At 73.3% G+C, this 15,276-nt stretch carries 12 protein-coding genes; 6 read left to right on the forward strand and 6 right to left on the reverse strand.

What is annotated here, in order from left to right; translation table 11 throughout:
- Nucleotides 1–376: 376 nt before the first annotated feature.
- Both BLW14_RS27085 and fxsA read left to right on the forward strand, forming a co-directional pair.
- Nucleotides 377–1,144: a polyprenol monophosphomannose synthase gene (locus BLW14_RS27085; RefSeq protein ID WP_018524286.1), complete on the forward strand. Its 768-nt coding sequence runs from the start codon at nt 377–379 to the stop codon at nt 1,142–1,144.
- Between the two features lie 55 nt (nt 1,145–1,199).
- A complete protein-coding gene (gene fxsA / locus BLW14_RS27090; protein ID WP_093709759.1) occupies nt 1,200–1,781 on the forward strand; it encodes an FxsA family membrane protein in 582 nt (193 codons plus the stop codon).
- A 181-nt stretch (nt 1,782–1,962) separates the two neighbouring features.
- On the opposite strand, the gene BLW14_RS27095 is transcribed toward fxsA, so the two are convergent.
- From BLW14_RS27095 to BLW14_RS27110, 4 genes are all read right to left on the reverse strand, one after another.
- The gene (locus tag BLW14_RS27095; protein WP_003959706.1) at nt 1,963–2,337 is read right to left on the reverse strand and encodes an RNA polymerase-binding protein RbpA; all 375 of its coding nucleotides are present in this window, start codon (nt 2,335–2,337) and stop codon (nt 1,963–1,965) included.
- A gap of 274 nt (nt 2,338–2,611) precedes the next feature.
- The gene (locus BLW14_RS27100; RefSeq protein WP_093709760.1) at nt 2,612–3,997 is read right to left on the reverse strand and encodes an MFS transporter; all 1,386 of its coding nucleotides are present in this window, start codon (nt 3,995–3,997) and stop codon (nt 2,612–2,614) included.
- A 52-nt stretch (nt 3,998–4,049) separates the two neighbouring features.
- A complete protein-coding gene (locus BLW14_RS27105) occupies nt 4,050–4,814 on the reverse strand; it encodes a glycerophosphodiester phosphodiesterase family protein (protein ID WP_093709761.1) in 765 nt (254 codons plus the stop codon).
- Nucleotides 4,811–5,473, reverse strand: a complete 663-nt coding sequence (locus tag BLW14_RS27110) for a membrane protein YczE (protein WP_093709762.1) — start codon at nt 5,471–5,473, stop codon at nt 4,811–4,813. The genes BLW14_RS27105 and BLW14_RS27110 overlap by 4 nt, the downstream gene beginning before the upstream one ends.
- Before the next feature lie 102 nt (nt 5,474–5,575).
- Here BLW14_RS27110 and BLW14_RS27115 point away from each other — a divergent pair, with 102 nt between their 5' ends.
- Complete coding sequence (locus tag BLW14_RS27115) at nt 5,576–7,075, forward strand: SCO1417 family PLP biosynthesis transcription factor (protein ID WP_093709763.1); 1,500 nt, start codon at nt 5,576–5,578, stop codon at nt 7,073–7,075.
- Between the two features lie 236 nt (nt 7,076–7,311).
- On the opposite strand, the gene BLW14_RS27120 is transcribed toward BLW14_RS27115, so the two are convergent.
- The gene (locus tag BLW14_RS27120) at nt 7,312–8,928 is read right to left on the reverse strand and encodes a hypothetical protein (protein ID WP_093709764.1); all 1,617 of its coding nucleotides are present in this window, start codon (nt 8,926–8,928) and stop codon (nt 7,312–7,314) included.
- 44 nt (nt 8,929–8,972) lie between these two features.
- Nucleotides 8,973–9,167 (reverse strand): hypothetical protein, encoded by a 195-nt coding sequence (locus tag BLW14_RS27125; protein ID WP_018103962.1) that lies wholly within the window; start codon nt 9,165–9,167, stop codon nt 8,973–8,975.
- A gap of 243 nt (nt 9,168–9,410) precedes the next feature.
- Between BLW14_RS27125 and BLW14_RS27130 the strand changes: the two genes are divergently transcribed.
- The 3 genes from BLW14_RS27130 (at nt 9,411) to BLW14_RS27140 (ending at nt 15,251) form a co-directional block, all read left to right on the forward strand.
- Nucleotides 9,411–9,803, forward strand: a complete 393-nt coding sequence (locus tag BLW14_RS27130; RefSeq protein ID WP_093709765.1) for an ankyrin repeat domain-containing protein — start codon at nt 9,411–9,413, stop codon at nt 9,801–9,803.
- Nucleotides 9,804–10,022: 219 nt separating this feature from the next.
- Complete coding sequence (locus tag BLW14_RS27135) at nt 10,023–11,444, forward strand: hypothetical protein (protein ID WP_093709766.1); 1,422 nt, start codon at nt 10,023–10,025, stop codon at nt 11,442–11,444.
- A gap of 177 nt (nt 11,445–11,621) precedes the next feature.
- The gene (locus tag BLW14_RS27140; protein WP_093709767.1) at nt 11,622–15,251 is read left to right on the forward strand and encodes a hydantoinase B/oxoprolinase family protein; all 3,630 of its coding nucleotides are present in this window, start codon (nt 11,622–11,624) and stop codon (nt 15,249–15,251) included.
- The last annotated feature ends 25 nt before the right edge of the window (nt 15,252–15,276 follow it).

Below are 15,276 nucleotides of genomic sequence, written 5' to 3' on the forward strand. Positions count from 1 at the left end.
ACCACAGGACGTCCGACCGGTGAAGCCTCCACGCAGTCGTCGAACGCCGCTGGGTCACGGGGTGGTGTGCCGCACCGGCGCACCACCACTGACAGCCAGGTTCAGCGCCCGCGCCTCGGGGGCGAGGGAAGGTTTCAGCCGGACGGAGGGTGCGACCCGGGTGGGGCCCGGACGTTCAGTAGACAACGGCTCTAGGTCGACCCGCAGCCAGCGGGTCCCAGGTCGGCCCGAAGGACACCGGGCCCCGATCCGCACTTCTGTCCCTGATTCCGCTCTTCTGTCCGCCGCGGCTCCCGCGCCACCTCCACCGGGTCGGCATTCCGCGCCGTCGCGCTCGATATGGTGTGCATCTGCGTACGGACGTGAGGGGCAGTAAGTGAACGACGGCGGTCAGCGGCGATTCGGCCCGCTCGGCAGTGTCTTGGTGATCATCCCGACCTTCAACGAGGCCGAGAACATCAAGCCGATCGTGAGCCGGGTGCGTGCTGCCGTCCCGGAGGCCCACATCCTGGTCGCCGACGACAACAGCCCCGACGGCACGGGCAAGCTCGCCGACGAGCTGGCCGCCGCCGACGACCACGTCCACGTCCTGCACCGCAAGGGCAAGGAAGGGCTCGGCGCGGCCTACCTCGCCGGCTTCCGCTGGGGCATGGAGCACGAGTACGGCGTCCTCGTCGAGATGGACGCCGACGGCTCGCACCAGCCCGAGGAGCTGCCCCGGCTCCTCACCGCGCTCAAGGGCGCGGACCTGGTCCTCGGCTCCCGCTGGGTGCCCGGCGGCCGGGTGGTGAACTGGCCCAAGTCCCGCGAGTTCATCTCGCGCGGCGGCAGCACGTACTCCCGGCTCATGCTGGGCCTGCGCACCCGTGACGTCACCGGCGGCTACCGCGCCTTCCGCACCGAGACCCTCAAGGGCATCGGCCTGGACGAGGTCGCCTCGCAGGGCTACTGCTTCCAGGTCGACCTGGCCCGCCGCGCGGTCGAGGCCGGCTTCCACGTCGTCGAGGTGCCGATCACCTTCGTGGACCGCGAGGTCGGCGACTCCAAGATGAGCAAGGACATTCTGGTCGAGGCGCTGTGGCGAGTGACCGCCTGGGGCGTCACCAGCCGGACGAACAAGGTGCTCGGCCGCCGCACCCCCTGAGCCTGCCCGTCACCCCCTTACGGCGTACGGACGCCTGGCCAGGCACACTGGGGGCATGACGACCGGCACACCGCCTCCGACCGCCCGCGAGCGCTCGCGCGCCCGGACCCTCGTACCCCTCGCCGTCGCCGCCTGGGCGGTGCTGGAGATCTGGCTGCTGATCCTGGTGGCGGACACGGCGGGCGGCCTGACCGTCGTGATCCTGCTGGCCGCCGGGATCGTCCTCGGCGCCGCGGTGATCAAGCGGGCCGGCCGCCGCGCGTTCCGCAATCTCACGGAGACGCTTCAGCGGATGCCGGGGCAGCCGGGCGCGGACGACTCCGCGCCCGCGGCTCCGGAAAGCAGCCGGGGCAACGGCTTCCTGATGCTCGGCGGGCTGCTGATCATGATCCCCGGCCTGATCTCGGACGTGGCCGGGCTGCTGCTCCTGGTGCCGCCGGTACGCACGGCGCTCAGCCGGTACGCGGAGCGCTCGCTGGACCGTCGCATGCGCGCCGCCGCGCCCGGCGGCTTCTCGGACGCCTTCCAGCAGGCCCGCATCCACCGCCCGGACGGCAAGGTGGTCCAGGGCGAGGTCATCCGCGACGACCCGCCCCGCGACCACCGGGGCCCGAACGACGAACCCCGCCCCCGCTGACGCCCTGACCGCTCAAGCCCGTCCGGCTCTTCCGCGGTCCCGTCCAGCCACATCAAGCCCGTCCGGCGACTGAGGACATCTTTGACCTCGGCCGGACGGGCCGCCACGACACGACAAAGCCGCGGGCCCGGCACGCTTACGTACCAAAACCCGCGGCTTGTCGCGGAACCGTGCTAGCCGGTCAAGCAGACTTCCTGCTGTCCCGGGGGTGCACAGCGATGTTCATCGCGCCGGAGCGCAGGACCGCCAGCCGCTCGGCCAGCACTTCCTCCAGCTCCTCGCGCGTACGCCGCTCCATGAGCATGTCCCAGTGCGTACGCGCAGGCTTGCCCTTCTTCTCCTCGGGGCCGTCCCCGTCCACCAGGAGTGCCTGGGCGCCACACGCCTTGCACTCCCACTCCGGCGGAATTTCCGCCTCTACCGAGAAGGGCATCTCGAATCGATGTCCGTTCTGGCATGCGTACTCCACCGCCTGGCGCGGGGCCAGATCGATGCCGCGGTCCGTCTCGTAGCTGGTAACCACGAGTCGCGTGCCGCGGAGAGCTCGCTCACTCATGAATCGTGCCTCCCGGGCTTGTCGCCCACAGGACAGGTGTCGCTGTCGTCGTCAATCGGTCAACGTCCGGTCGGCGGCAAAGATTCCCGTTGCCGGTCATGCGTCGCCCGTCGAACCGCTGATTTTCAGGTTTCCCAGGGTTCAAGTACCCGCCCATACCCGGTTTGTCACCTTTGACGGAAGTTGTCACCCAACGGTTCGCGAAGTTCCACTCGCCGTAGCGGTCACCCGGGGCAGGCCAAAGGCGTACACTACCGGCCTTTCACTTCAACGTCTAAATCCGCTCGGGTACGGGGTTTCCCGCCGCCACGACCGCCTCCCTGACCGGGACCCGGGCGAGCAGCACCGAACCGACGACGAAGAAGACCACCAGCGAGATGATCGCGTCGCGGTAGCTGCCGGTCAGCTGGTACGCGAGGCCGAACACCAGGGGCCCCAGCCAGCTCAGTCCCCGGTCGCTCATCTCGTACGCCGAGAAGTACTCGGCCTCCTTGCCGCGCGGCACCAGGTGCGAGAACAGCGAACGCGACAGCGCCTGGCTGCCGCCTAGCACCAGCCCGATCGCCGCCGCGAGCACGTAGAAGAAGACGGGAGAGCCGGCCGGCAGGAAGTACCCGGCGAGCAGGATCAGCGTCCATACGGCCAACGAGCCCAGGATCGTGTGCTTCGCGCCGTACACCCGGGCCATCCGGCCCATCGCCAGCGCCCCGGCGACCGCCAGCACCTGCACCAGCAGCACCGCCGTGATCAGCGTCGTCTGGCCGAGGCCCAGCTCCTCGGAGCCGTACACCGACGCCTGCGAGATCACCGTCTGTACGCCGTCGTTGTAGACGAGGTAGGCGAGCAGGAACGACAGGGTCAGCGGATGGCGCCGCATGTCGGCCAGCGTGGCACGCAGCTGCCGCCACCCCGAGCCGACCGCCCCCCGGCCGGGCGCACCCGCCGGGCCCCCGCCCCTCGTCACCGCGCGGTCGCGCAGCCGGAGCAGCGGGATGACCGTGAAGACGCCCCACCACAGGCCCGCCGACGCCAGACAGATCCGTACCGCCTGGGACTCCGACAGGCCGAAGGAGTCGTGGCCCGAGTAGAGGACCAGGTTGAGGACGAGGACCAGCGCCCCCGAGGTGTAGCCGAACGCCCAGCCCCGCGAGGAGACGTCGTCGCGCTCGTCCGGTTCGGCGATCTGCGGCAGGAACGCGTTGTAGAGCATCATCGCCACCGCCGTCGCCGCGTTCGCCACGATGAGCAGGAAGGCGCCGAGCAGATAGCGCTGACCGTCCAGGAAGAACATGGCCGTCGTCGCGGCCGCCCCGGTGTACGCGGCCGCCGCGAGGAGCGGTTTCTTGCGCCCCGTACGGTCGGCCGCCGCGCCCACGACGGGCATCAGGACGATCGCCAGGACGAGCGAGGCGGAGACCGAGTACGCGAACAGCGACCCGGCGCGGACCGGGATGCCGAGCGGGTGGACGAAGCCGTCGGGGTCCGCCGCGGCCTTCGCGACCGAGGTCAGATAGGGGCCGAGGAAGACCGTGATGACGCTCGTCGAGTAGACGGAGCACGCGAAGTCGTAGAAGTACCAGCCGCGCTGCTCCCTGCGCCGTTCGGCCGGGCCGTCCGTACCGTCGGCCCGTCCGGCGGTGTCTGCGGTCTCGGCCGTCATGCTGCCCCCTGGAGGTCTCCCCGTGCGGACGCCGCCCGGCCGGCGGGGCGGGTCAGACCCAGGCCCCGCGCTCGCTCAGCACCGTGCGCAGCGTCTCGATGTGATCGGTCATGATGCCATCCACACCGAGGTCCAGGAGCGCGGCCATCCGCTCCGGTTCGTTCACCGTCCACACGTGCACCTGGAGCCCCCGCGCGTGGGCCTCGCGGACGAAGCGCCGGTCGACGACCCGCACCCCGTTCTGGCTCTCCGGCACCTGCGCGCACACCGCCCCGGCCCGCAGCGGAGCCGGGACGCCGTACGAGCGCAGCCGCAGGCCGAGGATGCCGCGCACGCCGTACGAGGTGGCCAGGCGCGGGCCGGCCAGCCGGTGCGCCCTGGCGACCCGCGCCTCGGAGAACGAGCCGACGCACACCCGGTCCCAGGCGCCCGTCGCGCGGATCAGCTCCACCAGCGGCTCCAGGGCGGCCTCCGCCTTGATGTCCACGTTCCACCGGGCCTCCGGGAACGCCTCCAGCAGCTCTTCGAACAGCGGCAGCGGTTCGCGCCCCGCGACCCGGGCCCGGCCTATCTCGCTCCACGGCAGCTCCGCCAGGCGGCCCCCGGCGTCCGTCACCCGGTCGAGGGTGGCGTCGTGGAAGGCCACCAGCCGGCCGTCCGCCGAGGCGTGCACGTCGGTCTCGAAGTAGCGGTAGCCGGCGTCGGCGGCGCGGCGGAAGGCGGCCGCCGTGTTCTCGATGCCGTCCGCCGCGCCGCCCCGGTGGGCGAACGCGAGCGGAGCGGGGTGGTCCAGGTACGGGTGGCGTTCGGAAGTCACCGCCGCAGTATGGACTGCCGGGGCGTCGGGGTCCCGGCCGAGGTGCCCCCGTCCTCCGGGATCGCGAAGACGCGCAGGAAGACCTGGGCGAGCGGCCCGATGGCCAGCGCGTACAGGACCGTGCCGACGCCGAGCGAACCGCCCAGCACGAACCCGGTGACCACGACCGCGATCTCGATCGCCGTGCGCACCAGCCGGATCGACCGGCCGGTGCGCCGGTGCAGCCCGGTCATCAGGCCGTCCCGGGGGCCGGGGCCGAACCGGGCGCTGATGTAGAGGCCCGTCGCCACGCCGTTGAGGACGATCCCGGCCGCCATCACGCCGGCCCGCGCCACAAGGCCGTGGACCTCCGGGACCAGGGCGAGCGTGCCGTCCATCGCGATGCCCACGGCGAAGACGTTCGAGACCGTGCCCAGGCCCGGCCGCTGCCGCAGCGGGATCCAGAGCAGCAGCACGATCGCGCCGATGATGATGGAGACCACGCCGATGCTGATCCCGGTCCGCTCCGCGAGCCCCTGGTGCAGCACGCCCCACGGCTCCAGACCGAGGCCGGCGACGACCAGCAGGGCCGAACTCGCCCCGTACAGCGCGAGACCCGCGTACAGATGGACCAGCCGTCGGGTGAGGTGCGCCCGCTGCGGGACGAGGGTCTTGGACATGAGGTGCCCCCTGGAGTGGTGGTGTTGGACTGCTCCGTGTCACTCTGTGGCAGGCGATTGGTCGCCAACCATGGCCAATCCGAGGAAGGTGGACCGATTCTCATGGCGCAGTGGACTTCGGCGGTCGGGGCGGCCCAGCTGGCCCGGCAGCTCCAGGCCCAGCAGCAGCGGCCGGCCGGGCCCGGCAGCCGCCGCCCGCCCGCCTACCGCGCCCTTGCCGACGGTATCCGGCTGCTCGTCCTGGAGGGCCGGGTCGCCGTCGCCGCCCGGCTCCCGGCCGAACGCGAACTGGCCGTCGCCCTCGCCGTCAGCCGCACCACGGTCGCCGCCGCCTACGAGGCGCTGCGCGCCGAGGGCTTCCTGGAGTCCCGGCGCGGCGCCGGCAGCTGGACCGCCATCCCAGCCGGCAACCCGCTGCCCGCCCGCGGCCTGGAACCCCTGCCGCCCGAGGCCCTCGGCTCCATGATCGACCTGGGCTGCGCCTCGCTGCCCGCCCCCGAGCCGTGGCTGACCCGGGGCGTCCAGGGCGCCCTGGAGGAGCTGCCGCCGTACGCCCACACTCACGGCGACTACCCGGCCGGGCTTCCCGCCCTGCGGCAGATGATCGCCGACCGCTATACCGCCGGCGGCATCCCCACCATGCCCGAGCAGATCATGGTCACCACCGGTGCGATGGGCGCGATCGACGCCATCTGCCACCTCTTCGCCGGCCGCGGCGAGCGGATCGCGGTGGAGTCGCCGAGCTACGCCAACATTCTCCAGCTGATGCGGGAGGCGGGCGCCCGGCTGGTGCCGGTGGCCATGGAGGAGGGGCTCGGCGGCTGGGACCTGAACCGGTGGCGCCAGGTCCTGCGGGACGCCGCGCCCCGTCTGGGGTACGTCGTCGCGGACTTCCACAACCCCACCGGCGCGCTCGCCGACGAGGACCGCCGCCGGGCGCTGGTGGACGCCGCGCGCTCGGCCGGCACGGTCCTGGTCGTCGACGAGACGATGCGGGAGCTGCACCTCGACGAGGACGTGGCGATGCCGCGCCCGGTCTGCGCGTTCGACCCGGCCGGCTCCACGGTCCTGACCGTGGGCTCGGCCAGCAAGGCGTTCTGGGCGGGCATGCGGATCGGCTGGGTACGGGCCGCGCCGGACGTGATCCGCAGCCTGGTCGCCGCCCGCGCGTACGCCGACATGGGCACCCCGGTCCTCGAACAGCTGGCGGTGAACTGGCTGATGCGCACCGGCGGCTGGGCGGAAGCGGTGCGGCTGCGCCGGGAACAGGCCCGCGAGAACCGCGACGCGCTGGTCGCCGCTGTGCGCCGGGAGCTGCCCGAGTGGGAGTTCTCCGTGCCCGCCGGCGGGCTGACGCTCTGGGTGCGCACCGGCGGCCTCTCCGGCTCGCGGCTCGCGGTCGCCGGGGAAGGGGTCGGGGTGCGGGTGCCGTCCGGTCCCAGGTTCGGCGTGGACGGGGCCTTCGAGGGCTACGTACGGCTGCCGTTCACGGTCGGCGGCCCGGTGGCGGAGGAGGCGGCCCAGCGCCTGGCCCAGGCGGCCCGCCTGGTCGGCGCGGGCGCGGGGGCGGGCATGGAGGCGCCGCGCACATTCGTCGCCTGAGCGACGGAGGCACGGCCGTGGCGTGCCGACCCGGGGCGGGGTGGCGGCCTCCGGCCCGGTTCGTCCGCCGAACTGCCGGGCTCAAGGGTGCCGCCGTGGCGTGCAGCCCTTCCAGGGGTGGCCCCCGACGCGCGGCCGTGGCCGCGTCGCCCCGGCACGGGACGGCTGCGGCTCCGTCCCCGAATGGTGGCGGAGGGGGCGCCGCGCGCCGCCGGGCCCCCTCCGCCGTTCCCGTCTCAGTCGCTGAAGGCCACGGCCTCCACCCCGACGGGCGCGGCCACGGCTTCCGTCCCGACGGCCACCGTCTCCCTCTCCACCGGCGCCGGCTCCGGCGCCCCCGCCTCGACCGCCGTGCGCCGTTCCGGCAGCAGGCTGAGCACCGCCGCGCGCTGCGCCTCGCTGGTGGCGTCGTCGTACGGGTCGGGCGTGGCCGGGACCTGGAGGCGCAGGACCGCTCCCGCGCCGAACCGGGCGTAGCCGCGGCCGGGCGGGACGTCCGGGGGCGGGGTGGTGTGCGGGCCCGTACCGAGCACCGCCTCGATCTGCTCGGCGGAGCAGCGGCCGAGCACCACGCGGGCCCGGGTGTGCGTCCTGACGGTCTCGCCGAGGCCGTCGATGTGATCGAACGCCTCCGCCAGCACCACGACGACGTTGGCGGCCCGCCCGTGCCGCAGCGGGACCTGGAGCAGTTCCGGCACGCCGGGCGTTCCGTCACCGGCCGGCCGGGCCAGCGCGCTCGGGCGGTCCAGCAGGATCCACAGTGGCCGCGTGAGGTCCTCGGGGACGGGGTCGCCGGCCTGCCGGGCGCGGTTCGCCTCGATGAGCCGGCGTTCCGTCTCGTTGGCCGCCCACTCCAGGGTGGACAGGGCGCCGGCCGGGCCGCACTCGACGGCCAGGACGCCTTCGCGCCCGGTGAAGCAGGCGTACTCGCCCGTGCCGCTGCCCTCGACGATCAGGATGTCGCCGTGTTGGAGCGCCTGGAGGGCGACGGACCGCAGCAGTGAGGTGGTGCCACTGCCGGGCTGCCCCGCGACGAGCAGGTGGGGCTCGGTGGAGCGGGGGCCGGTGCGCCAGACGACGCCGGGAGCGTCCCGGGTGCCGGTGTCGTCGTTCACGGGGAGCGTGCGCTGCACGGCGTCCTCGTCCGTGAAGCCGAGGACGGTCTCCCCGGGGGCGGTGACGAAGCGCTGTGCGGTGAGCGAGGTGGGCAGGGCGTCGAGCACGCTCATCACGAGCCGGTTGCCCTCCTCGTCCCAGTCGAAGCGGTACTCCCGGCCGCGGCCCGACTTGGCGTGCAGCAGCTGTTCGATCCGGGCCCGGGACTCGGGCTCGCTGTCGGTGAAGTACGCGGGGTACGAGACCTGGAGGCGCGAGACGCGGCCGTCGCCGTCGAACTCGTAGCCGCTGAAGGCCTTCTCCCACTCGCCGCCGTGGCTGAACAGCGGGCTGGGGTCCTCGGCCGTGGAGAAGTACGGCACGAGCGCCTCGTACAGGGACCGCAGACGGGTGGTCTCCGCCTCGTCGGGTCCGGACTTGACGGGGGTGCGATCGCGTCCCGTCCATGCGGCTGCGCCCATCACCACGACGAGGGCCAGCAGCGGCCCGTACGGGATGAGCGCGACCACGAGTACGCAGGCCGCGACGAGGAACAGCGTGGGACCACGCCGGTCCTTGGGCGTCGCGGCCCACTTGTGCCGTCCTGCGCCGGCCAGCATCCGCAGGCCACGCGTGAGCGTGATCAGCGGATGGAGCACGTCGGTGGCGCTGTCGGCGGCCGTGCGCGCGATCTCCCGACTGCGGGTGATCGAGGCGCTGCCGCTGCTCAGAATGCGGGGGAGTGGTCGCCGGGCCACGTCTGTCTCCTGTGTCTCCTGAAGGCCGGTGCGGGGGCGGAGGGTCAGAACTTGATCCCGCCCAGGAGTCCGGCCAGGCTCGCTCCGCCCGCGGTGATGCTCGGTGCGATGGCGGTACCGGCCAGGTAGAAGCCGAACAGGGCGGTGACGAGGGCGTGCGACGCCTTGAGGCCGTCCTTCCTGAAGAACAGGAAGACGATGATGCCGAGGATGACGACGCCTGACATGGAAAGGATCATGAGTGGTTCTCCTGGTTGGGGGGACAGTCACCATGAGTCCTTCCAGGCTCACCCCAAGTATCCATAGGATAAAAGGCGCAATCGGGTGAAAAGGGTGATTATCCACTCGATCGGCGGACGTGGCGCCCGAACCGGATCACACGCCTGTGCGGGCAGTACCCTGTCGGTTCACTCGTACGGTTCCCGCCGTGCGTGTCCCCGTCGCCGGCAGCGGCGCGAACGGTCAAGGAAGGCGGTACCCCGATGAGCGAGACCCCCGATCCCGAGGTGGTCGAGCTGGCGTCCAAGGTGTTCGACCTGGCGCGCAGTGGCGACGGTGACGCCCTGGCCGCCTACGTGGACGCCGGGGTGCCCGTCAACCTCACCAACGACCGGGGCGACACACTCCTGATGCTCGCCGCCTACCACGGGCACGCCCCCGCGGTCACGGCCCTCGCCGCCCGCGGCGCCGACCCGGACCGGGCCAACGACCGGGGCCAGACGCCGCTCGCCGGAGCCGTCTTCAAGGGCGAGGAAGCGGTGGTGCGCGCCCTGCTCGACGCCGGGGCCGATCCGGCCGCCGGAACGCCCTCCGCGGTCGACACCGCACGCATGTTCGGCAAGGACGACCTGCTGGAACTCTTCGGCGCCCGCTGAACGGGTTCGCCGTAAATGTGGTCGCGGTGGCGAAATGGCTGGGTCATCATGACGTCGCGGGCCCGATCCGGGCCACCCGACGAGAGGCAGAGGAAGATGTTCTACACCAGGCGGAAGACGGCGGTCGGCGAATCATGTTGCTGCGCGGCCTAGTGCTTACCCGGCACATGGAACTGCACAGTCCCGGTTGCGTCGACAGCTTGATGTGAGGCCTTCCCCATGTTCGATCCGTTCATAGCGCCGAGCGGCACCCTGCTCGGCCTGCTGCAGAGGGGCCGCGGTGACGGCACGCTCCACGCGCTCGCCGCACCGCGCTCCGAGGCCCTGGCGGCTCTCCACCACTGCGTCCTGAGCGACCCCCGCCACGACTGGCAGGTGGAGAACCGCTCCCTCTACTACGCACGCCTCTACCTCGACCTCGACGGGGGCGTCGAGGAGATCGAGCGGCATCTGTCCGACCCCGAGGACCACCTCGACACGGACGACTCACGGACCGGCCTCGCCCTGTCCGTCCTCGGTCATCTCGCCGCCTACGGGCGCGACGACGCCCTCGCCGTGCTGCGGCGCTACGCCGCGACCGGCTCCAACTGGGCCTGGGCCCTCGACGAGCTGGCCCTGCGCGACGACGACGCCGGTCTGCGCTCCCTCGCCGAACCCGTGCTCGCCCGTTTCGCCGACGATGCCGAGGGACGCGCCGAGCTGGCTGCCACCGTGCGGGACGCCTACGAGCCCCGGCCCTGGCGCCTGTGGGCCGACGACCCGCGCGAGACCGTCGGCGCCCGCGTCCGGGCCGCCTCCGAACAGGGGTCCTTCGACCGCTGGCAGCGCCAGATGCGCCCCGGCGGCCCCCGGCCCGGCTGGAGCGTCCAGGCGGTCTTCGACTGGGCGCGCCAGGGGCTGGAGCGCGGCAGCCTGCTGCACGTGCCCGCCGCCCGCTGCCTCGCCGCAGTCGCCGGCCCCGAGGACCGGCCCGAGATCGTCGAGGCCGCCCGCAGCGGACCCGACGCCGCCCGCTGCGCCGCCCTCCACTACCTGGCCGCCGAGGTCCGCGACCCCGCCGTGCTCGACCTCATCGAGGCCGCCGCCACCGAACCCCGGGGCACCGTCGCCGACGCAGCCGTCACCGCCTTCGAGCGCATGTGCGGCGAGGACGCCGTGGAGCGCGCCCGCCGCTGGGCCCGCAGGCCCGACGCCCTCGGCGCCTCGGCCGCCGGAGTGCTCGCCGGACGCGGCGGACCGCAGGACGCCCCCGCCGTGCTCGGCGCCCTGCGCGACGCCGTACGCGGCGACGGCCCCGACGCACCCCGGCTGTGGCCACTCGTCGACGGCGCCGGCCGGCTGGGCATCGTCTGCGCCGCCCCCGTACTGCGCCACATCTACCGCGAGACGTCCTCCTCCCAGCTGCGTGGCCGCACCGCCCGCGCCCTGGCCGCCACGGACCCCTCCTTCGCCACCGGGTTCGCCGTCGAGTGCCTGTGGGACTGCGAGGAGACGACCCGCGAGATCGCCGCGCTCCACGCCGAGACCGGGGACCTGCGAGTGGCCGAACGTCTGCGCCGGCTGGCCGCCGACCCCGCCGAGGAGGCCGAGGTCCAGTCGGCGGTACGCAGCAGGATCGGCCCGGACGCCCCGGCGGTCTGAACCGCCGGACACCATTTCGTACGAGGGCCGTGGCAGGCCCGCAGGAGTGCAGCGCGTCGGGGGCGCGCCGCTCCGGCCCGCCCGGCATTCCACCGCCGGGCACCCGCACCACCGCTCCGCCCACACGCCGCCGCGCCCTGCTCCGTGATCACCGGACGGCGGGCCAGTATGGGGGGCATGACCGGGCGCTGGGAGTTCTGGATCGACCGTGGCGGCACCTTCACCGACGTGGTGGGACGGCGCCCCGACGGGCAGCTCGTCACCCGCAAACTCCTCTCGCACGACCCGGACCGCCACCGGGACGCCGCCGTCGCCGGAATCCGGCTGCTGCTCGGCCTCGCGCCGGGCGAACCGGTCCCCGCCGACCGCGTCGCCGCCGTCAAGATGGGCACCACCGTCGCCACCAACGCCCTGCTGGAGCGGCGCGGTGAACCGACCGTCCTGGTCGTCACCGAAGGGTTCCGGGACGCCCTGCGCATCGCGTACCAGAACCGTCCCCGCCTCTTCGACCGCCGCATCCTGCTCCCCGAAGCCGTGTACGACCGGGTCATCGAGGTTCCCGAGCGCATCGACGCCCACGGCCGCACCGTCACCCCGCTGGACCGGCAGGCCGTCGCCGCGCGGCTGCGCGAGGCCCGCGCCGACGGGCTGAGCAGCGCCGCCGTCGTCCTGATGCACGGCTACCGCCACCCCGCCCACGAGCAGGCGGTCGCCGCCGAGGCCGGGGCCGCCGGGTTCACGCAGATCAGCTGCTCCCACGAGGTCAGCCCGCTGATCAAGCTCGTCCCGCGCGGCGACACCACCGTCGTCGACGCCTACCTCTCACCGATCCTGCGCCGGTACGTCGACTCGGTCGCCGCCGAACTCCCCGGCATCCGCCTCATGTTCATGCAGTCCAACGGCGGGCTGCGCGAAGCCGCGCACTTCCGGGGCAAGGACGCGGTGCTCTCCGGGCCGGCCGGCGGGGTCGTCGGCATGGTCCGCACCTCCGGGCAGGCCGGCCACGACCGGGTCATCGGCTTCGACATGGGCGGCACCTCCACCGACGTCTCCCACTACGCGGGCGAGTTCGAACGCGAACTGGGCGCCGAGGTCGCCGGCGCGCGGATGCGGGTGCCGATGATGAACATCCACACCGTCGCGGCCGGCGGCGGCTCGGTCCTGCACTTCGACGGCCGGCGCTACCGGGTCGGCCCCGACTCCGCGGGCGCGGTGCCGGGACCCGCCTGCTACCGCCGTGGCGGGCCGCTGACCGTCACCGACGCCCAGGTCATGCTGGGCCGCATCCACCCGGCGCACTTCCCGGCCGTCTTCGGCCCGGACGGCGACCAGCCGCTCGACGCGGACATCGTGCGCGAGCGCTTCGAGGAGCTGGCCGAGGAGGTCGCCCGGGCCACCGGCACCAGGCGGACGGCGGCCGAGACCGCGGCCGGCTTCCTGGAGATCGCGGTCCTCGCCATGGCCGGCGCGGTCAAGAAGATCTCCGTGCAGCGCGGGCACGACATCACCCGCTACGCCCTCACCGGCTTCGGCGGGGCCGGCGGCCAGGCCGTCTGCGCCGTCGCCGACGCCCTCGGCATCGACACCGTCCTCGTACCGCCGCTGGCCGGTGTGCTGTCCGCGTACGGCATCGGGCTCGCCGACGCCACCGCGATGCGCGAGCAGTCCGTCGAGGCCGTCCTCGACACCGGCACCGAGACCCGGGTGCGGGAGCTCTGCGACGGACTCGCGGACCGTACGAGCGCCGGCCTGCGGGCCGACGGCGTGCCCGCCGACGCCGTCTCCACCCGCGCCCGTGTGCTGCTGCGGTACGAGGGCACCGACGCGAGCCTGCCCGTCGCCCTGGACACGGCCGACGCCATGACCGAGGCGTTCACCCGCGAGCACCGCGCCCGCTACGGCTTCACGGCCGACCGGCGGCTCGTCGTGGAGACCGTCTCCGTCGAGGCCACGGGCGCGGCCGGCGGCCACGCCGAGATCCGGCCGCCCGGTCGTGCCGGGGGCGCGGCCACCACCCCGCGCCCCCACGACACCGTGCGGATGTTCGCGGACGGCCGGTGGCAGGACGCCCCGCTCCACCGCAGGACCGACCTCCGGGTCACCGACACCGTCCCGGGGCCCGCCGTTGTCGCGGAGGCCGACGCCACGACCGTCGTCGACCCCGGCTGGCAGGCCGAACTCGCCGCCGGCGGGCACCTCGTCCTCACCCGGACCCGCCCGCGCCCGGCCCGGCAGGCCGTCGGCACCCGCGTCGACCCGGTGATGCTGGAGGTCTTCAACAACCTCTTCATGTCCATCGCCGAGCAGATGGGCGTGACCCTGGAGAACACGGCCCGCTCCGTCAACATCAAGGAGCGCCTCGACTTCTCCTGCGCGCTGTTCGACGCGGACGGCAACCTCATCGCCAACGCCCCCCACATCCCCGTGCACCTCGGCTCGATGGGCGAGTCCATCAAGGAGGTTCTGCGCCGCAACGCCGGCACCCTGCGCCCGGGCGACGTCTACGCCATCAACGACCCGTACCACGGCGGCACCCACCTGCCCGACGTCACCGTCGTGACACCGGTGTTCGACGAGAGCGGCGACGGACCGGTGCTGAAGTTCCTGGTGGCCTCGCGCGGCCACCACGCCGAGATCGGCGGCATCACCCCCGGCTCCATGCCCGCCTTCAGCCGCACCATCGACGAGGAGGGCGTCCTCTTCGACAACTGGCTCCTCGTACGCGACGGCGCCTTCCGCGAGGACGCCACGCGCGCACTCCTCACCACCGCCCCGTACCCCTCCCGCGACCCCGGCACCAACCTCGCCGACCTGCGCGCCCAGATCGCCGCCAACGAGAAGGGCATCGCCGAACTGCGCGCCATGACAGAGCAGTTCGGCACCGAGGCCGTCGACGCCTACATGGGCCACGTGCAGGACAACGCCGAGGAGTCGGTGCGCCGCATCATCGCCGGTCTCGATGACGGCCACTACCGGTACGAGACCGACAACGGCGCCGTGATCGAGGTGACCCTCACCGTCGACCGCGAGGCCCGCAGCGCGGTCATCGACTTCACCGGGACCTCGCCGCAGCAGCCGGGCAACTTCAACGCCCCGAAATCGGTGGTCACGGCCGCCGTGCTGTACGTCTTCCGCACCCTGGTCGCCGAGGACATCCCGCTGAACAGCGGCTGCCTGACCCCGCTGGAGATCCGCGTCCCGGAGGGCTCCATGCTCGCCCCCGCCCCGCCCGCCGCGACGGTCGCCGGCAACGTCGAGACCTCGCAGGCCGTCACCGGCGCGCTGTACGCGGCCCTCGGCGTCCAGGCCGAGGGCTCCGGGACCATGAACAACCTGACCCTCGGCAACGACCGGGTGCAGTACTACGAGACCGTGGCAAGTGGATCGGGCGCGGGCGAGGACTTCGACGGCACCGACGCCGTCCAGACCCACATGACCAACTCCCGCCTCACCGACCCCGAGATCCTGGAGTGGCGCTACCCGGTCCTGCTGGAGAGCTTCCGGGTGCGCGAGGGCAGCGGGGGAGCGGGCCGCCACCACGGCGGCCGCGGAGTGGAGCGCCGCATCCGCTTCCTCGAACCGGTCACCCTCGCCCTGCTCACCGGACACCGCCGCGTGCCCCCGTACGGCATGGCCGGCGGCGCACCCGGCGCGCTCGGCAGCCAGCACATCGAACGCGCCGACGGCGGCCGCACCGAGCTGGCCGGCTGCGACAGCGCGGACGCCGGAGCGGGTGACGTACTGGTGCTGCGCACGCCCGGGGGCGGGGGATACGGGGAGCCGGACGCGGACGACGCGGAGGCATGACCGGCTCCGCCGGGGGGTGGCCCTT

This window comes from Streptomyces sp. 2131.1 (assembly GCF_900105515.1).
In the GTDB taxonomy this organism is placed as follows: domain Bacteria; phylum Actinomycetota; class Actinomycetes; order Streptomycetales; family Streptomycetaceae; genus Streptomyces; species Streptomyces drozdowiczii.